The sequence below is a fragment of the Burkholderia diffusa genome, from assembly GCF_902499115.1.
Classification (GTDB): domain Bacteria; phylum Pseudomonadota; class Gammaproteobacteria; order Burkholderiales; family Burkholderiaceae; genus Burkholderia; species Burkholderia diffusa.
In genome coordinates this window covers 53483-76859 of record NZ_CABVPN010000012.1, presented here as the reverse complement: position 1 = coordinate 76859, position 23377 = coordinate 53483, and the positions used below count along the sequence as shown (strand labels likewise).

21 protein-coding genes are annotated in these 23377 nt (G+C 68.1%); 8 read left to right on the top strand and 13 right to left on the bottom strand.

Features of this window, described 5'->3' with window-relative positions; genetic code table 11:
• Window positions 1-28 precede the first annotated feature (28 nt).
• The gene (locus BTE28158_RS13930) at window positions 29-1432 is read right to left on the bottom strand and encodes an MBL fold metallo-hydrolase RNA specificity domain-containing protein (protein WP_151048010.1); all 1404 of its coding nucleotides are present in this window, start codon (window positions 1430-1432) and stop codon (window positions 29-31) included.
• A 273-nt stretch (window positions 1433-1705) separates the two neighbouring features.
• On the opposite strand from BTE28158_RS13930, the gene BTE28158_RS13925 reads away from it, so the two are divergent.
• Window positions 1706-2155, top strand: coding sequence for a hypothetical protein (locus BTE28158_RS13925; protein ID WP_124625261.1), 450 nt, complete (start codon window positions 1706-1708; stop codon window positions 2153-2155).
• Between the two features lie 62 nt (window positions 2156-2217).
• On the opposite strand, the gene BTE28158_RS13920 is transcribed toward BTE28158_RS13925, so the two are convergent.
• From BTE28158_RS13920 to BTE28158_RS13875, 10 genes are all read right to left on the bottom strand, one after another.
• The gene (locus tag BTE28158_RS13920) at window positions 2218-3708 is read right to left on the bottom strand and encodes an efflux transporter outer membrane subunit (protein ID WP_151048011.1); all 1491 of its coding nucleotides are present in this window, start codon (window positions 3706-3708) and stop codon (window positions 2218-2220) included.
• Window positions 3686-4771, bottom strand: a complete 1086-nt coding sequence (locus tag BTE28158_RS13915; protein WP_059602711.1) for an HlyD family secretion protein — start codon at window positions 4769-4771, stop codon at window positions 3686-3688. Before BTE28158_RS13915 ends, BTE28158_RS13920 begins: the two co-directional genes overlap by 23 nt.
• Window positions 4768-5472, bottom strand: a complete 705-nt coding sequence (locus tag BTE28158_RS13910) for an ABC transporter ATP-binding protein (RefSeq protein ID WP_174919943.1) — start codon at window positions 5470-5472, stop codon at window positions 4768-4770. The genes BTE28158_RS13915 and BTE28158_RS13910 overlap by 4 nt, the downstream gene beginning before the upstream one ends.
• Window positions 5469-6605, bottom strand: a complete 1137-nt coding sequence (locus BTE28158_RS13905) for an ABC transporter permease (RefSeq protein ID WP_124901629.1) — start codon at window positions 6603-6605, stop codon at window positions 5469-5471. Before BTE28158_RS13905 ends, BTE28158_RS13910 begins: the two co-directional genes overlap by 4 nt.
• Window positions 6602-6823: a DUF2964 family protein gene (locus BTE28158_RS13900; RefSeq protein ID WP_151048012.1), complete on the bottom strand. Its 222-nt coding sequence runs from the start codon at window positions 6821-6823 to the stop codon at window positions 6602-6604. Before BTE28158_RS13900 ends, BTE28158_RS13905 begins: the two co-directional genes overlap by 4 nt.
• Window positions 6824-6979: 156 nt before the next feature.
• On the bottom strand, window positions 6980-8104 hold the full coding sequence (locus BTE28158_RS13895; RefSeq protein WP_124625249.1) for an ABC transporter permease: 1125 nt from the start codon (window positions 8102-8104) through the stop codon (window positions 6980-6982).
• Window positions 8105-8106: 2 nt separating this feature from the next.
• The gene (gene rbbA, locus BTE28158_RS13890) at window positions 8107-10929 is read right to left on the bottom strand and encodes a ribosome-associated ATPase/putative transporter RbbA (protein WP_275404645.1); all 2823 of its coding nucleotides are present in this window, start codon (window positions 10927-10929) and stop codon (window positions 8107-8109) included.
• Window positions 10926-11999: an HlyD family secretion protein gene (locus tag BTE28158_RS13885; protein ID WP_174919924.1), complete on the bottom strand. Its 1074-nt coding sequence runs from the start codon at window positions 11997-11999 to the stop codon at window positions 10926-10928. The genes rbbA and BTE28158_RS13885 overlap by 4 nt, the downstream gene beginning before the upstream one ends.
• Window positions 11996-13489, bottom strand: coding sequence for an efflux transporter outer membrane subunit (locus BTE28158_RS13880; protein ID WP_151048693.1), 1494 nt, complete (start codon window positions 13487-13489; stop codon window positions 11996-11998). The genes BTE28158_RS13885 and BTE28158_RS13880 overlap by 4 nt, the downstream gene beginning before the upstream one ends.
• 222 nt (window positions 13490-13711) lie before the next feature.
• Entirely contained in the window at window positions 13712-13900 is a 189-nt protein-coding gene (locus BTE28158_RS13875; RefSeq protein ID WP_059602737.1) for a DUF2964 family protein, read from the bottom strand.
• A 289-nt stretch (window positions 13901-14189) separates the two neighbouring features.
• Between BTE28158_RS13875 and BTE28158_RS13870 the strand changes: the two genes are divergently transcribed.
• Genes BTE28158_RS13870 through ftsH form a run of 3 tightly spaced genes read left to right on the top strand, consistent with a single transcriptional unit; the run spans window position 14190 to window position 17327 of the window.
• Window positions 14190-14837, top strand: a complete 648-nt coding sequence (locus tag BTE28158_RS13870; protein ID WP_124625235.1) for a BON domain-containing protein — start codon at window positions 14190-14192, stop codon at window positions 14835-14837.
• Window positions 14838-14876: 39 nt separating this feature from the next.
• Window positions 14877-15386, top strand: coding sequence for a BCAM0308 family protein (locus BTE28158_RS13865; RefSeq protein ID WP_151048692.1), 510 nt, complete (start codon window positions 14877-14879; stop codon window positions 15384-15386).
• Window positions 15387-15419: 33 nt separating this feature from the next.
• Window positions 15420-17327 (top strand): ATP-dependent zinc metalloprotease FtsH, encoded by a 1908-nt coding sequence (gene ftsH, locus BTE28158_RS13860; protein ID WP_151048691.1) that lies wholly within the window; start codon window positions 15420-15422, stop codon window positions 17325-17327.
• A 53-nt stretch (window positions 17328-17380) separates the two neighbouring features.
• Here the strand turns inward: ftsH and BTE28158_RS13855 are convergent, their stop codons facing one another.
• Window positions 17381-19177 carry an adenosylcobalamin-dependent ribonucleoside-diphosphate reductase gene (locus tag BTE28158_RS13855; RefSeq protein ID WP_151048690.1) on the bottom strand — a complete coding sequence of 599 codons (1797 nt, stop codon included), beginning with the start codon at window positions 19175-19177 and terminating at the stop codon, window positions 17381-17383.
• Window positions 19178-19385: 208 nt separating this feature from the next.
• Between BTE28158_RS13855 and BTE28158_RS13850 the strand changes: the two genes are divergently transcribed.
• From BTE28158_RS13850 to BTE28158_RS13835, 4 genes are all read left to right on the top strand, one after another.
• The gene (locus BTE28158_RS13850; RefSeq protein ID WP_124625222.1) at window positions 19386-20321 is read left to right on the top strand and encodes a 1-phosphofructokinase family hexose kinase; all 936 of its coding nucleotides are present in this window, start codon (window positions 19386-19388) and stop codon (window positions 20319-20321) included.
• Between the two features lie 118 nt (window positions 20322-20439).
• The gene (locus tag BTE28158_RS13845) at window positions 20440-21234 is read left to right on the top strand and encodes a polysaccharide deacetylase family protein (RefSeq protein WP_151048689.1); all 795 of its coding nucleotides are present in this window, start codon (window positions 20440-20442) and stop codon (window positions 21232-21234) included.
• On the top strand, window positions 21227-22483 hold the full coding sequence (locus BTE28158_RS13840) for a putative glycoside hydrolase (protein WP_151048688.1): 1257 nt from the start codon (window positions 21227-21229) through the stop codon (window positions 22481-22483). Before BTE28158_RS13845 ends, BTE28158_RS13840 begins: the two co-directional genes overlap by 8 nt.
• Window positions 22484-22528: 45 nt before the next feature.
• Window positions 22529-22717 (top strand): DUF2188 domain-containing protein, encoded by a 189-nt coding sequence (locus BTE28158_RS13835; RefSeq protein ID WP_151048687.1) that lies wholly within the window; start codon window positions 22529-22531, stop codon window positions 22715-22717.
• A 43-nt stretch (window positions 22718-22760) separates the two neighbouring features.
• Here BTE28158_RS13835 and BTE28158_RS13830 read toward each other — a convergent pair whose 3' ends face one another.
• Window positions 22761-23258: a lecithin retinol acyltransferase family protein gene (locus BTE28158_RS13830; RefSeq protein WP_151048686.1), complete on the bottom strand. Its 498-nt coding sequence runs from the start codon at window positions 23256-23258 to the stop codon at window positions 22761-22763.
• Between the last annotated feature and the right edge of the window lie 119 nt (window positions 23259-23377).

The window sequence follows — 23377 nt, the reverse complement described above, 5'->3', positions numbered from 1 at the left end:
CCGCGATTCGTCGGCAATTCGCCGGCAGTCAGGACGACAGCGCGGCGGGTTCCTGCGTGTTGCTGGATTCAGCCTCGTCCAGATCGACGCACTGCCCGTAGGTCGGCACCTCGCACCGCCAGTGCAGGCTCTCCGAGATGCGCCGGCGCATGGCGTCCGCAGCAGCGGGTTCGCCATGCGTGACGAACGTCCGCACGGGCGCGCACTGCATCGTGCCGAGCCACTTCAGAATCTCTTCGTAGTCGGCATGGGCCGACAGCGTCGTGATCGACTCGACCTGAGCGCGCACGCGAACGTACTCGCCATGAATCTTCACCGTCGGCTCGTGCGCCGCCAGCGCCGCGCCGCGCGTGCCGGCGGCCTGGTAGCCGACCAGCGCGATCGTGTTGCGCGCATCGGGCGCATAGCGGGTCAGGTGATGCAGCACGCGCCCGCCCGTCGCCATCCCGCTGCCGGCGATGATGACCATCGGGCCGTGGTGTTCGGCAATCGCCTTCGACTGGTCGACCGAGCGGATCATCGTCGCCGCGTGGCCGAGCGCATTCGCGTCGGAGACGGTCAGGCGGTGCTCGAGGATATGGTGACGATAGATCTCGGTCACGTCCGTCGCCATCGGGCTGTCGAGGAACACCGGGACGCGCGCCATGCGGCCGGACGCCTTGAGCCGCGCGATGTAGTGCAGGATTTCCTGCGCGCGGCCGACGGTGAAGCAGGGCATCACGACGACTCCGCCGCGCGCGAAGGTCTTGTCGAACATCGCGGCCAGTTCGTTCTCGGGATCCGACGTCGGATGGAGCCGGTCGCCGTATGTCGATTCCACGACCAGATAGTCCGCATGCGCGGGCGGGCGCGGCGGCTGCATGATCGGGTCGTGATACCGGCCGAGGTCGCCCGAGAACGCGAGCACCTTGTGGTCCCAGTGCATCACGACGCTCGCCGCGCCGAGGATGTGCCCGGCCGGGAGCAGGCGGAACGACAGGCTGCCGCCCAGCGCCGTGCATTCGTCGAAGGCGACGGGCTTCAGCAGGCGTAGCGCGCGCTGCGCGTCGTCCAGCGTGTAGAGCGGTTGCGCCGGATGATGCTTCGAGTAACCGTGCCGGTTCGCGAAGTCGGCTTCCTCTTCCTGCAGCCGCGCGCTGTCGCGCAGCATGATGTCGCAGAGTTCGGCCGTGGCCGCCGTGCAGTACACCGGCCCGCGATAGCCTTCGCGTACCAGCACCGGAAGATAGCCGCTGTGATCGATGTGCGCGTGCGTGAGCACGACCGCACTCAGCGTGTCGGGCGCGAGCGGCAGCGCTCCCCAGTTGCGCAGCCGCAGGTTCTTCGTCCCCTGGAACAGGCCGCAATCGACCAGGACGCGCCGGCCGCCGTGCTCGACCAGATACTTCGAGCCGGTCACAGTCTCGGTCGCGCCGAGAAATGTCAGTTTCATGGATTGCCTCACCGGAAGTCGACGGAACAGTAAGTCGATTAGATTCCGAACGCGCGGGCAGCGGTTGACCGAAATCAGGAATTGAGGGATCACCATGCCGTCCGGGCGAGATTCCACGACGGCGCCCGGGTTGACGACGATCAACTGCGAGCCGCGGCGGCGGCAGGATAGTGATTTCGTGCGCGCATGCGGTGTCGTGTCGTGACCCGTTATCCGCGCATGCCGTGCGCGCCATGCGTATCGGCATCACGAGTCTTTCGGGATGAACCCATCATGACGTTGATCGCCAATCTGGATGGCGCCGGGCCCCTTTACCGGCTGTGCTTCGTCCGCTCGCCGTGGGCGTGGTTCACATGCTTGCCGCTCGACGAGCAGTGCGGCGAGCGCTGGGCGGACGTGCCGTACCAGAATGCCGCGAAACCGCCGTACAGCGATTCGCGCGCGCAATTGCTCCGGGTCGCGTTCGACGCGCCGAGTCTTTTGCCGCCCGAGGCCGGGCGGCACGGGCATGCGTGGAGCGTCCAGCAGATCAACCACGGCGCGGCGCCATGGCTGCGCAGCGAGGATTTCGTCGATGCGTTGACGCTGACCGTGCCGGCCGGGGCGACGCTCGCCACGTTCGTCGAAAGGATCGAGGCCGCCGGCGGCACCGTCTACGGGCCGCTCGGCTGGGCGGAATTGCCGCCGTGGCAGCGGCCCGACGTCGCGGCGCAGACGGGCTGAATGGGGCCAGACGGGCTGGAATGGGCCTGAAAACGGAGCTGAATGCCCGTGCGGCGCGCGTGTCAGCCCGCGTCCCCCCAGCCGCCGCCGAGCGCGACGTAGAACGCGACTGTGTCCTGCAGGCGCTGCGCGACCGTTTGCAGCCACGCGATCCGCGCCTGATGGTATTGCACGTCGGCGACCAGCAACTGGACGTAACCGGAGATCCCCGCGTCGTAACCGGCCTGCGTGAGTTTCAGCGCGTCACGGGCCGCGGCCATTGCGCGCGCCTGCGCATCGAGCGCCGCCGCGTCGTTCGCAAGCGCGCGCAACGTGTCGGCCACCTGCGAGAACGCCGACAGGACGACCTGCCGATAGGTCGCATCGGCTTCGTCATACGCATCCTGCGCGGCGCGCCGCTGGTTCAGCAGCGTGCCGCCATGAAAGATCGGCGCGGCGAGCCCGGCGCCGACACTCCATGCGCGGCTGGCCGGCGCGAACAGCGTGCCGGCGACGACGCTTTCGAACCCGCCCGATGCGGACAGCGTGAGGTTCGGGTAGAGCGCGGCCGTCGCGACACCGACCTGCGCGCTGGCCACGTGCAGTTCGGCTTCGGCCCGCAGAATGTCGGGGCGGCGGCGCACCAGCGAAGACGGCGCCGTGTCCGGCAGGCTGGCGGGCAATTCGATCCCGTCGAGCGAAAGGTCCGGCGTTCGCCAGTCGACCGGGTAGCGGCCGGCCAGCAGCGCGAGCAGATCGTCGGCCTGCGCACGCTTCTGGTCGAGCGCGGGCAGCGTCGCCTCGAGCGATGCCCGCTGCGATTCCAGCGTCAGCACCGCGACGTAGGCCGCCGCGCCGGCCGCCACCTGTATGCGCGTCAGACGAATCTGCTCGTCGAGCAGGCCGATCATCTCGCGCGTCGCCGCGGCTTCGTCGTGATAGGCCGCGCGCGCGACCATCGTATTGACGACGTTCGCGGTCAGCATCAGATACGCGCCCGCCAGCGCCTGCCGTTGCGCATCGACGTCGGCCTTGAGCGCTTCGACCTGGCGCCGTTCGCCGCCCCACAGGTCGAGCGTGTAGCTGACCGTCGCCGACAGCGTGAACAGGTTGAAGATCGATGCCGGCAATGCCTGGCCGGTGCGCAGCGGCGTGGCGCGCTGGCGCGCCGCGCCGGCCTGTGCATCCACCTGCGGAAAGAAGATCCCCTGGCCGGCCCGCAGCGCGTGCTCGCTGCGCCGCAGCGTCGCTTCGGCGAGATCGAGCGTCGGGCTGCCGGTCAGTGCTTCGTCGACGGTCAAGTCGATCGCGCGGCTGCCGAAGCGCGTCCACCAGTCGCGCGTGAGCGCCGTGTCCGCCGACAAGGCCTGCGTCCGTCCATCGCCGGTCCAGGGGCCGGACGCCGCGCCCGGATCGTCGGGCGGCACGAAGTGCGCGACGCGCGGCGCGTGCGGCGGGACGAAATTCGGCCCGACCGTGCATCCGGCGAGCAGCACGGCGACGGCCAGCGCGCCGGCTCCGCGGCGCAGCGCGGGTGCGCGACGCGCTCCGTTATTTGCCTGCGACGTAGACATCGACGATCTGCCCGGGAAACAGCCGCACGTTCCTGTTCGGCACGATACGGAAAATGACCGGCAGCACGCGCACGTCGACGCGCTCGGTGCGCTGGTCGGACAGCTCGATCTTCGGCGTGACGTACGGCTGCACGCGCACGAACTGAAGGTCGGCCTCGACCGACGTGCCGCGCACGAACATGTGCGCCTTCAACGCATGCAGGTCGGGTAGCTGGTGGATCAGGATTTCGTCGATGTAGCAGCGCACCTGCAGCTGGTCGGCCGGTGTGCCGAGCACCACGACCGGTGTGCTGCCGCGCGTATAGGTGTCGTAGAGCCCCTGCGAGTTCAGGTAGGCCCCGACCGCCGCGTTCATCGCCAGAACGGTCCCGTCGGCCGGCGCGCGCAGCGTGTAGCGGGCGAGCAGGGCGGCCGCCGCATCCGCCGCGCGTCGCAGCGCGATGGCCTGCGCTTCCTGGTTGCGCACGTCGTAGCCCCAGGCGCCGGCTTTCGTCAGGCGATACTGCCGCGTCACGACGTCCAGGTTGGCCGCCGCGACGCGCACCGCGTTCGCGGCCGTGTCGAGCGCGTCGCGGCTCACCGCCTTCGGATCGATGTCGTACGCGTGCCGCTGCTTGTCGTACTGGTCCTGGGCGAGCTTCAGGCTCGCCTGCGCGGCCGCGGTCTGCGCACTGGCCACGTCGAGCACCTCGCGGCGCGGCTGCGCCTTCAGTTCGTCGAGCAGGGCGACGGCCGCGTCGGCCTGCGCCGCGAGCTGGGCGGCGGTGGCGCGCTGTACCGCGTCGTCGATCGTCAGCAATGCGTCGCCGGCCTTCACCGGATCGCCGTCGTGCACGAGGATGCGCGTCACTGCGCCCGAGACGTCCGGATAGACGTTCACGTTCGCGCCGGCGGGTTGCTCGCTCTCGACGATGCCGTTCGCATAGACGCCGCGCGCGTACGGATTGGCGGCCGGCTTGAATACCGGCGGTTGCGGCGGTTCCTGGCGGCTGTAGAGCCACGCGGCGGCGACGCTTGCCAGGAAGCCGAGCACGGCCAGCACGAACACGAGGCGGTGCTTCATCGCGCACCTCCGCGCTCGATCCCGTTCAGCCTGCCGTCTTCCATCCGCAGGATGCGATCCGCGTATTCGAAGATCCGCGCGTCGTGCGTGACGATCACGATGCAGCGCGTGTCGCTCAGCACCTTGTGCTTGACGAAGTCGATGATCATGCGGCCCGTGTCGCCGTCGAGCGACGCGGTGGGCTCGTCGAGGATCAGCAGGTCGGGCTGGCTGACGATCGCGCGCGCGATCGCGACGCGCTGCTGCTCGCCGCCGGACAGCTTGACGGGCGGCAGTTGCGCGCGGTTCGCGAGCCCGACGACATCCAGGTACGTGTGCGCTTCCTTGATCGCGTCATCCCACGGCCGGCGCTTCAGGATCAGCGGGATCGCGACGTTTTCCGCGGTCGTGAGCCGCGGGAACAGGTGGTAGTCCTGGAACACAAAGCCGATCCGGTTCAGCCGGAAATCGGCGATCGAATCGTTCGACTGCGCCCACAGATCGACGCCGTCGATCGACACTGAGCCGTCATCCGGCCGCAGGATGCCCGAGATCACGCTGAGCAGCGTTGTCTTGCCGCTACCGGACGGCCCGACGATCAGCAGCATCTCGCCGAAGTTCGCCTGGATCGATACGTCGCGCAGCGCCTGCGTGCGTGCATCGCCTTCGCCGAACCATTTGCTGACGCCGCGCGCGTCGATCGCGATGCCGGCCATCGTCAGCCCCGGAAGATGTCGAACGGCTCGATGCGCAGCACGCGCCGCACGCCGAGATAGCTCGAGATCGTTGCGATCACGACCACCATGCCGAACGCGAGCGACAGGTTGCCGTAAGTGATGAGCGCCGCGTAGTCCGGAATCCTCAGCTTGGCGACCGTGATCATCAGCACGCACAGCCCGACGCCGATACCGTAGCCGGTCAGCGCGGTGAAGGTCGCCTGGAACAGGATCATCGCGACCAGCTCGCGGCTCTTCGCGCCGATCGCCTTCAGCGCGCCGAACTTGTCCAGGTTCTCGAGGATGAACGCGTAGAACGTCTGCCCTGAAATCGACAGGCCGATGATGAAGCTGATGATCGTCATCAGCATGATGTTGGTGCCGAGGCCCGTCTCGTACTTGTAGAAGCGCGCGATCTGCGCGATGAATTCGTCGCGCGTGTACGCGCGATAGCCGAGCGACGTCACCACCGCCTTGATGTGTGCAACGTCCGCATCGGACTTCGGCTCGACGAGGATGTACGAGGTCGTGAAGCGCGGCGACGGAATGTAGCGGATCGCGCGCGCGTACGTGGTGTAGAGCGTCGGCGTGCCGAACAGGCCGCTCGCGGCGACCTTCGCGATGCCGACGATTACGCCGCGATGATCGTTCAACTCGAAATCGGTGCCGACGGACGGATTCTCGAGCTTCCGAAACTCGGGATCCTGAATCGCGATGAAGCCGTTTTCCGCGTAGATGTCCTCGATGCGGCCCTGCAGCATCGTCGGGCGGCCGAACAGGCTGGCGTCGTCGAGGCCGACGACCGTCACGGCCTGGTAGGTGCCGGAACGCAGCTTGACGAGCGCGCCGCCGGAATAAAGCGGCACCGCATACTTGACGCCGTCGATGCTGCGCACGGCGTCGAGCACGTAGTCGGGCATGCCGATGCTGTTCGCGATCGTCTTCACGGCCGGGTCCATCACCCAGACCTTCGCGCCAATATTGATGACCGACGCCGACGACTTGTTCAGGATGCCGGCGAATAGCGACGTCATCTCGATCATCAGCAGCACCGAGAAGGTGATGCCGACGGTCAACGCCGTGAATTTCGCACTGTCGTTGACGAGCAGCTTGAACGCGAGACGGAGGATACCGTTCACGATGACGAATCCAGCGCGTTCGGTCCGTGCCGCTGATGTCCGGACGACGCGGGATCGAGCTGCGCGATGAACGCGACGATGCCCGACACCAGCGCAATGATCGCGTACGGAACGACCGTCTCGTCGATCAGCATCGCATGCACGACGCCCAGCAGCGAAGCGAGCGCGATGAACACGCAGAGCGTCGCAAGCGCGCTTCGGTATGGCAGGCCCATCATGACGTTCTCCCGGGAAGCGGCCGCCGTGGACGGCGTTGCCGTCAACGTAGCTGCCACTGGTTGCGCAAGACATGGCGTCATGATCGCGTGCCGCGCTCCGGCACGATTGATCTGTATCAACGGACAAATTCCGGTGTCACGGGCGCGACTCGTCGATCAAGTCATCTGACCAATCGTCTTGCGGAATCGCGTGAGCGACAGCAGGAACAGCACGCAGCCGATCGCGAACAGCGCGGCAAACTGGGTCCACACCGCATCGAGCCCGGCGCCGCGATACAGGATGCGCTGCGCGAGCTCGACGAAATGGGTGGTCGGCGCGGCCAGCATGATGTCCTGCACGACGGGCGGCATGCTTTCGCGCGGCGTCAGTCCGCCCGACAGTAGTTGCAGCGGCAGCAGCACGAGGACGAGCAGCATGCCGAACTGCGGCATGCTGCGCACAAGCGTCGCGAGAAAGATCCCCATCGACGTGGTCGCGAACAGGTGCAACGCCATGCCGGCCACGAACAGCGGCACGGACCCGGGAATCGGCACGTGCAGCGCGCCGCCCACGACGAGCGTCAGCGACGCGACTGCCGCCGTCGCGACGACAAGCCCCATCGACCAGACCTTCGCGAGCATGATTTCCGCCGCGGTCACCGGCATGACGAGCAGATGCTCGATCGTGCCGTGCTCGCGCTCGCGAATCAGTGCGGCCCCGGTGAGGATCATCGACAGCATCGTCACGTTGTTGATCAGCTCCATCAGCGCGCCGAACCAGACTTCGTCGAGATTCGGGTTGAAGCGCATCCGCATCGCGAGATCGACGGGCGGCAAGGACGTGCCGCGATGGCGCCGCACGAAGGCATCGATCTCGCCCGCCACGATCTGCTGGACGTAACCGCCGCCGGTGAACGCCTGCGTCATGCGGGTCGCATCGACGTTGAGCTGAACCGTCGCGTGGCGGCCGGCGAGCACGTCGCGCTGGAAGTCGGGCGGAATGTCGAGCGAGAATGTGTAGTCGCCGTTGTCCAGCCCGCGATCGGCCGCGCCGGCGTCGACGATCGGCGGCGGTGCGAATTGCGGCGGGAAGAACGCCGCCGCGATGCGCGCCGACAGCGGCGACGCATCCTCGTCGACGATCGCGATCGGCACCTTGTGCAGCGTTTCCGGGCGGGCGGTGGCGGCGACGTAGATCGACGCGCTGAACGTATAGACGATGAGCGCGAGCAGGATCGGGTCGCGAGCGAGGCTCCACAGTTCCTTGACCCCGAGCCGGAAAACGACGAGCAGGCGGGACATGGTCAGCGCTCCTGCTTGCGCAGCAGCACGCCGGTCATGACCAGGATGACCGGCACGGCCGCGAGCATCGGCCAGAACTGGGACGACAGGTCGGCCAGCCCGAGCGCCTTGTTGTAGACGCCGCGGCTGATCGCGAGCATGTAGGTGGCCGGATAGACGGTGCCGATCCACTTGCCGCTGCCCTCGAGCGACGACAGCGGCGTGAGCAGGCCCGAAAACTGCACGACGGGAATCAGCGTGCCGACGATCGTCATGAAGATCGCGGCGATCTGGCTGCGGGTGAACGTCGACGCGAACAGCCCGATGCCGGTGGCCACGACGTTGAATATCAGCACCGCGGCCGCCAGCGTCGCGAAACTGCCCTTGATCCGCACGCCGAACACGACGTCGGCCAGCACGACCATCAGCAGGAAGTTCAACATGGCCAGCATGACGTACGGCGCCTGCTTGCCGAGCAGGAATTCGGCCCGCGTGACGGGGGTCACGTAGAGGTTGACGATCGACCCGAGCTCGCGTTCCCGCACGACGGCGAGCGCGGTCAGCATCGCGGGCAGCATCAGCAGCAGCATCGGCATGATCGCCGGAATCATCGCCGGCAGGCTCTTGACGTCGGGGTTGTAGCGATAGCGGATCGCGATGTCCACGGCGGGGACGAGCGACACGCCGAGGCGGCGCTTCGCCTGGTCGCGCAGCCAGTTTTCGTGCATGCCGGCCACGTAGCCGCGGATCGTCTCCGCGCGCATCGGCATCGCGCCATCGACCCATGCGCCGATCTCCACGCGGCGGCCCCGCGCGACGTCGCGCGCGAAACCGGGCGGGATCTCGAGCGCGAGCGACAGCTGGCCGTTGCGCATGCGGCGCTCGATGTCGCGGTCGTCCGCGAGCGGTGCGCGCGGCACGAAATAGCGGGAACCGGCGAGATTCTGCGCATAGTCCTGGCTCAGGATCGACTGATCGCGGTCGAGCACCGCGAACGTCAGGTTGTCGACGTCGAGACTGATCCCGATGCTGATCACGCACATCAGCACGAGCGAGCCGAACAGCGCCAGCGTCGCGCGCAACGGGTCGCGCCTCAGTTCCAGCACTTCGCGCCACAGATAGCTGCCGGCGCGCGCCGGGCTGAACCATGCGGCCGCATGGCCGGCGCCGGCCGCTGCGGGCGGCGCGGCGAGCCAGCCGGCGTCGGACGGCGCATCGGCCGCCGTGCCGTCCGAACCGCCCGCGCCATCCGCTTTCTGCGCGTCGCTCAGGTAGCCGATGAACGCGTCCTCGAGCGTGGCCGCGCCGCGCAGGCGCACCAGTTCCTCGGGCGCGGCGCTCGCGAGCACGCGGCCCGCATGCATCAGCGAGATGCGGTCGCACCGCGCGGCCTCGTTCATGAAGTGCGTCGAAATGAAGATGGTGACGCGATCGTTGCGCGCGAGCTCGATCATCAGCCGCCAGAAGTCGTCCCGCGCGACCGGGTCCACGCCCGACGTCGGCTCGTCCAGGATCAGCAGCTCGGGCTTGTGCACCATCGCCACCGCGAGGGACAGCCGCTGCCGCATCCCGAGCGGCAGGCGCTCGGGCAGCGCGTCGAGTGCGTCCGTGAGCCCGAAGCGCGCGATCATTTCGGTCACGCGTGCGGGTACATCCGATTCCGGTACGCCGAACAGGCGCGCGTGCAGCACGAGGTTTTGCCGGACGGTCAGTTCGCCATAGAGCGAAAACCCTTGCGACATGTAGCCGACCCGCCTGCGCGTGTCGATGTCGTTCGCGGTGATCGGCCGGCCGAACAGCGTCGCCGTACCTTCAGACGCGGGCAGCAGGCCGGTGAGCATCTTCATGGTCGTCGACTTGCCGCAGCCGTTGGAGCCGAGAAAGCCGAAGATTTCGCCGCGGCGGATCTGCAGGCTCACGTGGTCGACCGCGACGAAATCGCCGAACCGCATCGTCAGCGCATCGGCCTCGATCGCGTAGCCGGCCGCCTGATCGGGCTGGAACGGCTCGATCACGACCGGCTGGTGTCCGCGCCGGCGGGCCTCCGGCAGCAACGCGATGAACGCGGCTTCCAGCGTGTCGCAACCGGTGCGTTCGAGCAGCTCGCCGGGGCTGCCGGTTGCCAACACGCGGCCCGCGTCCATCGCGATCAGCCGGTCGAAACGTCGAGCCTCGTCCATGTACGCGGTGGCGACCAGCACGCTCATCGCCGGGCGGGCGGCGCGAATGCGTCCGATCAGCTCCCAGAACTGCGCGCGCGACAGCGGATCGACGCCGGTCGTCGGTTCGTCCAGGATCAGCAGGTCGGGATCATGGATCAACGCGCAGCACAGGCCGAGTTTCTGCTTCATGCCGCCGGACAGCTTGCCGGCCGGGCGATCCAGGAACGGCTGCAGGCCGGTGCTGCGCGTCAGCGCGTCGATCCGGCGGCGGCGCTCCGCGGCATCGTGGCCGAACAGTCTCGCGAAGAACTGCAGGTTTTCCTCGACCGACAGCGTCGCGTACAGGTTCCGGCCGAGGCCTTGCGGCATGTAGGCGATGCGCCGGCATACGCGCGCGCGATGACGGCGCGACGACAGGTCGCCGTCGAGCGTCCATACGCGGCCCTGCTGGATCGCGCGCGCGCCGGACACGAGCGCAAGCAGGCTCGACTTGCCGACGCCGTCCGGCCCGATCAGCCCGATCATGCAGCCGGCGGGGATGTCGAGGGTCACGTCGTCGAGCGCGTACTTGTCGCCGTAGCGCAGCGAGACGCCGGACAGCCGGGCGACCATGCGCGGCTCGGCCGACACCGGCGAACCGTTGATCGATCCCGCATCCGTCTCGACGGGCGTCGTCGCATTCATTGCGGCACCCTGATCGCGAGGCGATCCGGCCAGCCCGCGTGCGGATCGGTCTTCAGCCACGCGACGCCCGGCAACCCGGTCTTCACGAGTTTCAGGTGGCGCTGCAACAGATCGCGATCGATGCGCGCCTTGACCCGGAACATCAGCTTCTGCCGCTCGGTGGCCGTCTCGACCGTCTTCGGCGTGAACTGCGCGGTGCTCGACACATAGGACACGCGTGCGGGAATCACGTATTCCGGTGCCGCATCGAGCACGATCCGCACGTCGGCGCCGAGCGGGACCCGGCCGACGACCGCTTCGGGCAGGAAGAACGTCATGTAGACGTCGGACAGGTCGACGACGTTGAGCACCTTGCCGCCTGCCGGCAGGACTTCGCCCGACTCGGCAATCCGGTACTGGACGCGCCCGTCGCGCGGCGACGTCAGTTCGCTGTCCGAGATGTCGGCCTGCACGCGCGCCACGGTCGCCTGCGCGGCCGTCACGGCCGAGCGCGCCGCGACGAGCTGGGCCCGGGTTGCATCGACAGCGGCCTGGGCCGCTTCCACCTGGGCGCGCGCGGCGTTCACGGTCGCGCGCAGGCTGCCGGCGCGCGCGCGATCGTCGTCCAGTTCCTGCATCGATGACGCCCCGTCGCGCGACAGCGTTTCGGACCGCGCGAGCCGCCGCGTGGCCGCGTCCAGCTCGCTTTCCCGCTGCACGACGACGGCCGCGGCCGCGGCCTTGTCGCTGCGGCGCTGCGCGACCTGCGCGTCGACGCTCGCCGCGGTGTTCACCGCCTGTTGCTCCCGCGCCCGTGCCTCGTCGAGCTGCGCCTGCAGGACGACGACGTCCATGCGGGCGAGCGGCTGGCCGGCCGTCACGAAGTCGCCTTCGTCGACGAGCATGGCGGTGACGCGCCCCGGCAGCTTGGTCGCGACGTCGATTTCGGTCGCCTCGATGCGGCCGTTGCCGCTGGCGAGCCCCGCATCCGTCTGGCCGTCGCGCCAGCGCGTCCACCCGTAGTACGCGAGGCCGATCGCGAGCACGGCCGCACCGACACCGATCAGAAGAGGGCGCGGGATGGTTTTCATGGTGTGTTGTCCGAGTCTGTCGAAAGGGGAGCCGTTGCCGCGGCGGTCTTGCCGGTGTCGATCACGCCGCCGCCGAGGGCGCCGTACAGCGCGACGCGGCTCGAGAGCAGCGCACGACGGGTCATGACCAGTTGCTGCTCGGCGTTCATCAGGTCCCGTTGCGCATCGAGCACTTCGAGGAAGCGGGTCGCCCCGCTGTCGTAGCGCAGCTTCGCGAGGCGTGCCCGCTCGGCCTGCGACGCCAGCGTGGCGCGCTCGATGGCGACCTGATCGGCCAGCCAGTGGCGCGCCGCGAGCGCATCGGACACGTCACGGAACGCGCGCTGGAGCGTCTTCTCGTACTGCGCGAGCGCCTCGTCGCGTTGCGCGTGCGAGAGCGCGAGATTCGACCGATTGCGGCCGCCGTCGACGAGCGGCAGCGTGACGTTGGGAATCACCGACCACACGCCCGCTCCGGACGACAGCAGGTCATGCAGCGCGCCGCTTCCCGAACCGATCGCGCTCGTCAATGCGATGCGCGGAAAGAATGCCGCACGCGCCGCGCCGATGTTCGCGCGGGTCGCCTCGAGTTCATGCTCCGCCGCGATCACGTCCGGACGCCGGGTCAGCAGCGACGAAGGCAGGCCGGGGGCGAGCGACGGCAGCACCGCACCGTCGTCGAGCGCGAGCGGCGTGGCGGCCAGCGCGGGCGGCGCACCGACGAGCAACGCCAGCGCATCGGCCGCCGCCGCGCGGGCTTGCTGCAACTGGACGCCGAGCGATTCCGCCTGCTGCAGCAGGATCTCCGATTGCGTCAGGTCGAGGCGCGAGATGGCGCCGGCCGCGTGACGGAGCCGGAAGATCCGCAGCGATTCGCGGCGTGTGTCGATCGTCGCGCGGGTCAGCGCGATGCGTTCGTCGATCTCGCACAGCGTCAGATACGCGTCCGCTACGCCGGTGACGACGCTCAGCGTCACCGCCTGCCGGGCCGCATCACTCGCGAGGTAGCGCTGGAGCGCCGCTGCTTTCAGGTTGCGCACGCGGCCCCAGAAATCGATCTCCCATTGCGTCTCGGCCAGCTGGACCTCATAGACCTGGCCGATGACGGGCGCCGGGGAGAGGAAGCCGCCCGGCGTGCGAAACCGTGCATAGGCCGCGCCCGCACCGATCGTCGGCCATTGATCCGCGCTGCGGATGCCGTAGACCGCACGAGCCTGCTCGACGCGTGCAACCGCCGCGCGCAGATCCCGGTTGTTGGCGAGCGCCTGCCCGATCAACGCGCGCAGGCGCGCGTCGACGAAGTAAGCCTGCCATTCGGGCACGGGCGCCGCCGCTGTTGCGTCGGCGGAAGGATCCGGAAAGGATGCGGGAATCGGCGCGACCGGACGCTCGTCCGGTGGCGCAAGCGACAGGCAGCCCGACAGCAGCCCCATGCCCGCCGCGAGCGCAATGGCACGCAGGCGCCGCACGGCGGCAGGATGAAAGCGAACGGGAGGCGCGGCAGCGCGCATGGGATGCCTCGTCGAATACGAAAATGCAGGAATACGGGATGGCGCAGCCCTCCAGGCGTCGCCGATTCGGATTCACTTATATCCGACGAATGCCGGGTTTCCCCTTGATCTGTGTCACTTGGGCGGGAATGCGTTTCGAGCGGCCCCTCGCTTGACGCGCGGGTCGCCGCGTGCCTCGGCCGGTTTCGTGATGGCGTGCCGGACGGAACCACGCGGTGCCCGTCACGGGCGGTCGCCCGGCCTGAGATTGAGCAGCACGACGAACGCGAGGATGCTGGAGATCAGCGTGACGATCGAGTACCTGAACACCTCCTCGTCGAACAGCATCCCGTGAACGATGCCGACCAGCGACGCAATCGCGATGAACACGCTGAGCGTCGCGAGCATGATGCGGTACTGTTTGTGGATCATGACGGTCTCCCGGAAAGCGGTGGACGTCGACGTTCATACGAATGCGAAACGTCCGTGTTGCTGCGGTTTTGGCGACGTCTGCGGATTCATGATCGCGTCGCGCCTCGTCGCGCGGTTGATCTGCGTCAACGGGCAAACCGGCCATCGCCTGCCCGCCAGACTCTGCCGCCAGCCCGCCTTTGATTGATCCTCGTCAAGCCGCCGGCGCGGCCGTGGGCGATGCTGAACACGGTGTCGCACGCATTCGCTCGCGAGCTTTGCGGCCGGCACGGGCCGACGGGAGACCGACATGAAGTCCGATGCAGTACTCAAGCAGGATGTCGAGCAGGCGTTGTTCTGGAATCCGGCGATCGATGCGCGCCGGATCGACGTCGAGGTCCGCGACCGGATCGTGACGTTGCGCGGCACGGTCGACAGCTGGGCCCAGAAGCTCGAGGCGCAGAAAACGGCACTGCACATCGCCGATGCGCGTGCGCTGGTGCTCGAGCTGAATGTCGACCCGCCGGAGAACGCCTGCGCGGACCAGGAACTGGCGATCGCAATCACGTTCGCGCTCGGATGGCAGGATGCGCTGCGCGATCACAAGATCGGCGTCGAGGTCGATCACGGCTGCGTGACGCTCGACGGCGAAGTCGATCATGCGTATCAGAGCCGGGCAGCGGAAGCGATGGTGAGCCGGATGATCGGCGTCGTCGGCGTGGCGAACCGCATCCGGGTGCGCGCCGACCATACGGTGCCGGACGTCGGCGTCCGGATCGCCGAGGCGCTTGCGCGTCGTGCGCAGCGCGAAACCGCGGGAATTTCGATCGACGCAACCGACGGCATCGTCACGCTGACGGGCACGGTCGCGTCGCTGGCCGAAAAGCGCGCCGCATGCGGCGCGGCCGGGTCGGTGAAGGGGGTCCGGCAGGTCGTCGACCGGCTGACCGTTTCCTGACCGGCTTGCACGTGCTGTCTACTACCAGGAGAAACAGCGATGAACCGTTCGCATACCGGCCCCGGCCGAAACCATCTGCGCCGCGACAAGCGCATGCAGCCGCATACGAAGGACAGTTACCGTGATCCGAAGCGGCCGACAGGCGACCACATCTGCGAAGGCTGCGGCGCGGTCTGCGAGGCGGGCCGCTGGACCTGGTCCGCGACCACGCTCGATCGGCGCCAGCTCGAATGCCCGGCCTGCAAGCGCATGCGGGAAAACGTGCCAGCGGGCGAGCTGGTGTTGAACGGCGAGTATCTGCGCGCGCACCGGTCGACGATTCTCGAGTTGCTGGAGCGTCAGGCCGATCTGGAGACGAGCGAGCACGCGCTCGAACGCATCATGGACATCGAGAAATCCGCCGATTCGCTCATCGTTCGAACGACGGGCATGCATATGGTCCGCCGCCTCGGCGAAGCGTTGCTGCACGCGCACCACGGCGATCTCAAGATCAACTATCGCGACGGCGAGGACGTGCTGCGAGCGCACTGGAAGCGCGACGACGCGTGAGCGTGTGGTAGTCCACCGGTCAGGTTCGATCCCATGAAAAAAGCATTCGACTACTCCGGGCTGCTGATCCCGATCGCGTTCGCCGTGCTGGTGGCGGTTCAACTGCTGGCGCGCCAGCCGGCGGCGACGTCGATTTCCTACAGCGATTTTCACCACCTGGTGGACGCACGGCTCGTCGACGATCTCGAGATCGGCCAAACGTCGATCTCTGGCACGCTGCGCATGCCGGAGGCCGGCGCCGCGCTGCCCGCGTCCGACGCGGCCGAGGTGAAGGGAGCCGGCCCGCCGTGGCGCTTCACGACGAACCGGGTGAGCGACGAAGGCCTGGTCGCCACGCTGACGACTGCCGGGATTCGCTACCGCGGCGCGACCGATACGGGCTGGATCGGGACGCTCGCGTCATGGATTTTCCCGTTGATCGGCTTCGTCCTGATCTGGAATTTCATGATGCGAAGGCCGGGCGGGATGAGGGACCTGAGCGGCATGGGCAAAAGCCGCGCCCGCGTGTACGTGCAGAAGGAAACCGGCATCACGTTCGACGATATCGCGGGCATCGACGAGGCGAAGGCCGAGTTGCAGCAGATCGTCGCGTTCCTGCGCAACCCCGAACGCTACCAGCGGCTCGGCGGCAAGATCCCAAAGGGCGTGCTGATCGTCGGTGCGCCCGGTACCGGCAAGACGCTGCTGGCCCGTGCGGTCGCCGGCGAGGCCGCGGTGCCGTTCTTCACGATCAGCGGCTCGGCGTTCGTCGAGATGTTCGTCGGCGTCGGCGCGGCGCGTGTGCGCGATCTCTTCGAGCAGGCCCAGCAGAGCGCGCCGTGCATCGTGTTCATCGACGAGCTCGATGCGCTCGGCAAGGCGCGCGGTGTCGGCCTGATGTCGGGTAACGACGAGCGCGAGCAGACGCTGAACCAGTTGCTCGTCGAGATGGACGGCTTTCAGGCCAATTCGGGCGTCATCATCATGGCCGCGACCAACCGGCCGGAGATCCTGGATCCCGCGCTGCTGCGCCCCGGGCGTTTCGACCGTCACATCGCGATCGACCGGCCGGACCTGATCGGGCGCAAGCAGATCCTGGCCGTGCATACGAAGCACGTGAAGCTCGCGCCGGAAGTCGACCTGGCCGAGCTGGCGCAGCGCACGCCGGGCTTCGTCGGCGCCGATCTCGCGAACGTCGTCAACGAAGCCGCGTTGCATGCGGCCGAACTGGGCAAGCCCGCGATCGGGATGGCCGATTTCGACGAAGCCATCGATCGCGCGATGAGCGGCATGGAGCGCAAGAGCCGCGTGATGAACGAACAGGAAAAGCGGACCATCGCGTACCACGAGTCGGGGCATGCGCTCGTCGCGCAAAGCCGCGCGCACTGCGATCCCGTGAAGAAGGTGTCGATCATCCCGCGCGGAATCGCGGCGCTAGGTTACACACAGCAGGTACCGACCGAGGATCGCTACGTGCTGCGCCGGAGCGAATTGCTTGATCGGCTCGACGTATTGCTCGGCGGACGCGTGGCCGAGGAGATCATATTCGGCGACGTGTCGACCGGCGCGCAGAACGATCTCGAACGGGCGACCGCGCTGGCGCGTCACATGGTGATGCAGTACGGAATGAGCGAGAAGGTCGGCCTCGTGACGCTCGACGATGGCGCACGCCAGGGCGCGGCGCCGGGCGTGTGGACGCCGGGCGACGGTCACTGCAGCGAGCACACGGCGCAACTGATCGACGAAGAGGTGCGCGCGCTGCTCGAGGATGCGCATGCGCGGGTCACGGTAACGCTCGGCGAGCAGCGCGATGCGCTCGAACGGATCGCGTGCAGCTTGCTGCAGCACGAATCGATCGATCACGACATGCTGGTGGCGCTCATCGCGCCGGCGGACGATGCCGGCGACACACCCCGGCCGGCGGAAACCGACTCGGAAACGACCACGGGCGTCTCCGCCTGAAGGAACGACCGCCGCGATCGCACCGGACGCCTGCCGTCGGCTATCGTTATCGCTCAACAACCGATGCAGACAGGGCCGTCGCGCCGCGCGTGCGCCGCGTCATCGGTCACGACCGACGCGAGCCGCGGATCGGGCCGGAAAACCGTGATGCCCTTGAGCCCGTCGCGCCACGCCTGGAAGAACAACGCGTCGACCTCCGCGAGCGAACACTGGCCGGGCATCGTCACGGTCTTCGAGATGCCGGCGTCGACACACGGCTGCAGCGCCGCGAGCATCGCGACATGATCCTCCGGCGCGATGTCCGCGGCCGTGACGAAATAGCCCGGCAGCTTGACGCTCTCACCATGCAGCTCGCGGAACAGCCGGTAAGCGTGATTCTCCGCACGAAACGACCGGACCTGCCCGTCGGCGGTGCGGACCATGCGACGCTGCGTCCAGCCGACGGCCGGCTCGATCCCGTTCGAGCAGTTGTCGCAGAACGCGAGGCTCACGCTGCCGGCCGGCGCGAACGACAGCAGATGGCTGTTGCGCAGCCCGTGCCGCGCGATCGCGTGATGCACCTTCAGCGGCAACGGCGTGCGATATGCGGGGCCGGTCAGATAGGCGGCCGGGTCGTAGGCCGGAAACACGCCGCGCTCGGCTGCAAGCGCGGCCGATGCGGCAAACGCATGCTCGCGCATCGTCAGCACGATCCCGCGTGCGAGCGTGCGTGCCTCCACGCTGTCGTAGCGCAGCCGCAGCATCGTCAGCGCGTCGGCCAGCCCGGTCACGCCGACCCCGATGCGCCGTGTCCGCCGCGCCTCGTGCTCGTGCGCGGCGAGCGGCCACGCGGTCAGGTCGAGCACGTTGTCGAGCATGCGGACCTGGATGCGCACCGCGTCGGCGAGTGTCGCGAAGTCGAAGCGCGGCTTCCTGTCGACACCGAACGGATGTAGAACGAACCGCGACAGGTCGATCGGCCCGAGCACACAGCTGCCGTACGACGGCAGCGGCTGTTCGCCGCACGGGTTCGTCGCGTCGATCCGCTCGTGTTCGCGCAGCGGATTCGCGTCGCGGATCGTGTCGAGGAACAGCAGCCCGGGTTCGGCACTGTCGCGTGCGGCGTTGACGATCTCGTGCCAGAGCGTGCGGGCCTGAACCGTCGCGTAAAGGTAACGTCCGTCCGGCCGCCGGGGCGGTGTGCCGAATACGTAGCCTGGCGGTGCGTGATGGACGAGCGCCCACGGCAGGTCGTGCCGGACCGCCTGCATGAACGCGTCCGTGACGCCGACCGACAGGTTGAACGTCGGCCAGCGCGAGCGCCCGCGCTTGGCCGCGACGAATGCGACGAGGTCCGGATGATCGCAGCGCAGCACACCCATTTGCGCGCCCCGGCGCGGGCCGGAAAACGGCAGCGCGCGGCACATCGTATCGAAGCGGTCAATCGCCGCGCATGCGCCGCGCCCGGATGACAGGCGCCGTTCGTACGCGTCGGCGGGCGGCACCGGCGAGAAGTCGTAGCCAATGCCGCCGCCCATCGCCAGCGTGACCCGTGCGTCGTCGAGTGCATGCGCGAGCGCTGCGTCGAGGTCATGAACGGGCGTGTCGGCCGGAATCGCGAGCGGATGGACGAAGCAATTGATCATCGTGCCGCCGGTATGCGCGCCGGCATTCGCGAGGATGCGGCCCGCGCCGATCGCGCCACGCTGCAGGTTCACGAAAAACGCGCGCTCCACCTGTGCACGGAGCTCGGCCGGCTCGGCGAGCGACAGTGCACGGGCGACGCGATGGAAAACGGCCGCGCGAGACGTCTCGCCGGGCTGCGCGTAGCGTTCGGCGAACACGGTGGTGCAAAGCGGCTGCTCGTCCATGACGGGGCTCGGCGACGATGAATGACTCACTGTAGGAGCCTGCCCGAACGTGTCGTTGATCGAGCGCAACCGTGTCCCTTCGCGACATCGCTTGACGGCGGTCAACGCCGTCACCGGCGTCGAACGTAAGGTGGAGGCACGGCCGGCACGCGGCGGTTGCCGCGAATCGCCGCGCCGTCGCGCCAGCCATCGACTGCGAACCACGCACATGACCGATATCGTTACCGTTACCTTGAATCCGGCCGTCGATGTCGCGACGTCCGTCGAGCACATCGTCGATACGCACAAGCTGCGCTGCGCACGCCCGCGGCGTGACCCCGGCGGCGGCGGGATCAACGTCGCCCGAACCATTCACCGCCTCGGGGGCGACTGCGTCGCGCTGTACCTGGCAGGCGGCCCGACCGGCGACGTATTGACGCTGCTGCTGGAAGCCGAGCGCCTGCCGGCCGTGCGCATCAGGATCGCCGGCGAGACGCGAGAGAACGTCTGCGTGACCGAGACCGCGACCGGGCGCGAATACCGGTTCCTGATGCCGGGGCCGTTGGTCACAGAGGCCGAGTGGCGCGACTGCGCAGCCCGCATCGACGCCATGCAACCTGCGCCGCGCTATCTCGTGCTGAGCGGCAGCCTGCCGCCCGGCGCGCCCGACGACCTGTATGCGACGCTCGCGCGGACGGCACGGGCAAGGGGCAGCCGGGTCGTGGTCGATGCGGCGGGCCGGGCGCTGCAAGCGGCCCTCGAGGCCGGTGTTCATCTCGTGAAGCCCAGTCTCGGCGAACTGAGCGCGCTGGCCGGCGAACCGCTCGACGACACGTCGGCATGCCGGAAGGCGAGCGAACTCGTGGCGCGCGGGCAAGCCGACATCGTCGCGTTGACGCTCGGTGCGCGCGGCGCATGGGTCGTCACGCGCGACGGCGCGCTGCGCCTGCCCGGCAGGCCGGCAGCGGTGTGCAGCACGGTCGGCGCCGGCGACAGTTTCGTCGGCGGCATGGTCTGGGCGCTGGCGCGCGGCGTGCCGTTCGACGAAGCGTGCCGCTATGCGCTGGCGGCATCGGCTGCGTCGGTCGAGCACCCGGGCACGGCGCTGTGCACGCGCGACGACGTCGAACGGATTCATGCCGAACTGGTTGCGCAGGCAAGCTGACGACCAGGTGGCCTGACGCACGCACGATCGCGTCCCCGTACGATCAATCGTTGATCTGGCTCAGCGGTTTTCGCGCCGCGATCGCGAAAAATGGGGCAGCCATTCCACGAGATCTTCCATGGCCTTTCGCCTGCTCGCCTGCCTGCTCCTGTTGTCGTGCGTGCCGCCGGTTTCGTCCGCCGACGTCGCGACCGTCGATTCGCCATCTCAGCGTGTGCTGATCCTGGTCTACCACCGGTTCGCCACCGCGCGACTGGATTCGATGACGGTCCGTACCGAAACGTTCCGCCACCAGCTGCAGGCGATCGAGGCGAACGGCTACCGCATCGTGCCGCTCGCCGACGTCGTGCGCTGGCATGGCGGCCAGGCCGATGCCGTGCCGGCGCGAGCGGTCGCGATCACCGTCGACGACGGCCATCGCTCCGTCTACGACGTGCTGCGCCCATTGCTGGCTGCACATCCCGTGCCGGTCACGCTGTTCATCTATCCCTCGGCCATTTCCAACGCCAGCTATGCGATGACATGGGACCAGTTGCGCGTGCTCGGGCAGTCCGGCGGGTTCGACATCGAGTCCCACACGTACTGGCATCCGAATTTCCGCACCGAACGCGCCCGACTCACGCCGGACGACTACCTGCGCTTCGTGTCGTTCCAGTTGAGCCGGTCGCGCGAACGGCTCGAGTCCGAAACCGGCCAGCCGGTCCGGATGCTGGCCTGGCCGTTCGGCGTCCATGATGCGCAGACCGACCAGTTGGCCGCTCGCCAGGGCTACATCGCGGCATTCACGCTCGATGCGCGCCCCGTTCGCGTCACCGACCCGGCAATGGCGCTGCCGCGCTATCTGATGACGGACGCCTGCGACACACGATGCATGAACGGATTGCTGAGAACCGCCGGGGGAAGTCATGATTGAACGCCTGATCGCCTGTCTGCTCGTGTCGCTCGCCGGATTCGCCGTCCACGCGGCGCCCGTCAAGATCACCGTCGTCGATGCGACGAACGGGCACCCGCTGGCCGGCGCGATCGGCCATGCGTCGGGCGCGAACCGTACCGCGGATCGAGATGGCGCGTTTTCACTGGAGATCGACGCGGCGGTTACACGCCTGAGCGTGCGTGCGCCGGGCTACGCGCGAACCGAAGTCACACTGGCACCCGCCGTGGGCGCACAAACAATCCGGTTGACCCCGATGCGTCCGAAAGCCGTCTATCTGTCCGCTTACGGCGTCGCGGACCGCACGCTGCGCGAGGCGGCGCTGTCCCTTCAGGACAAGACGGCGATCAACGCGCTCGTCATCGACGTGAAGGGCGACAGCGGCGTGACGCCATATCGCAGCCTGGCGCGTGAGATCTCCGGTGCCGCGAGCAATGTCGCCGGTGCCATCGTTCGTCCGCCCGATCTGCCGGATCTGCTGCGGACGTTCCACGCGCGCGGTCTCTACCTGATTGCCCGCATCGTCGTGTTCAAGGACGACCCGCTGGCTCGCGCTCACCCCGAGTGGGCCGTGCGCGATGCAGCCGGCGAGATCTGGCAGGACCGCGAGCATCAGCGCTGGATCGACCCGACGTCGCGCGCGGCCTGGCAACACAACTACGACGTCGCGGAAGAGGCCGCCCGCATGGGTTTCGACGAAATCCAGTTCGACTACCTGCGTTTTCCCGACGCCAACGGCCTCCGGTTCGCCGAGCCCAATACCGAGGCCAACCGGGTCGCGGCGATCACCGGATTCCTGATCGGTGCGCGTGAACGGCTGCGTCCGTACAACCTCTACGTGTCGGCGGACATTTTCGGGTACGTCTGCTGGAACAGCGACGACACCTCGATCGGGCAGCGGCTCGATGCGCTCGGACCGGTCGTCGACTATGTGTCGCCGATGCTCTATCCATCGGGCTTTACGTGGGGTTTGCCCGGCTGCCGGAAGCCCACCGAACATTCCGGCGAGATCGTCGCACGGTCGCTGGCCGAGGCGAAGCGCCGGACCGGACTGGACGGTGTCCGGTTTCGGCCGTGGCTCCAGGCGTTTCGCGACTATGCGTTCGATCGCCGGCCGTTCGATGCCGACGAGATCCGCGCACAGGTCGATGCGGCCGATGCGGCGGGCACGGACGGCTGGATGCTGTGGAATCCGCGCAATCGCTACGATCCTGCCGCGTTGCCGCGCTGAGCGGCAGGTGCGGACCGGCGCGAACGTGCAGGAGTCGAATCGATCATGCCGTGGAATGACGAGCGTTATCCGCCCTCGATGCGGAATCTGCCGCCGGCGGTTCGCGGCAAGGCGATCGAGATTGCCAACGCGCTGCTGCGACAGGGGCGCACCGAGGGCAGCGCGATCCGGATTGCGATCGCGCAGGCGAAACGGTGGGGGCGTGCGCGTGCCGTCTTGCGGGGCCGCGGGTGATGGTCAAGTCGTCGAATGACTGAGCGAGGGCCTGCCGTCGATACTAGGCCAAATACCGTGCAGGGCATTCGCGCCCGGCCATCGCTGGATGCAGTCGCGCGGCCAGAACGCACGCCATCAGCATGACGGCGACCGCGATGCCGTGCGCCGGGTTGCGCAGACACGACGCGACCTGCTCGCTTCTCCCCACACCGAACAGGCACCACAGGCAGAAATGCTCGCAGTTGTTCGTGAGCAGCCGGTATTGGCATTCGCCAAGGCGCGAGGCCGCGCGGCGCGCGGCTTCCGTTCCGTCGTAGAGCGTGCGCGCGTGGCGAATGACCGCGAACCCGAAGCCGGCACGGAAACCGTCCAGGGTGACAACCTCGACCGGTCCGACGCTCGCATGGCGTGACCATCCCGCGTAGTGAATGACGTTGCCGTCGCCGATGTAGATCCCGTGATGGAGATAGCCGGGGCGGCGGGTCACGAGGTGGGCACCGACCGGCGGTTCGCCATCCAGCGTGGCGTCCTCGGCGTGCGCAGCGGTCGAATCGATCATCGCGAGCTCCTCGGTCCTGAGGCGGCGGGGCGGAAGCGTCACGCGCCGGCCGCGAAACACGTTGTGTCCTGTCACGTCTCCAGTATTGACAGTGAAGCCGCACGGGACAATCAGCGTGG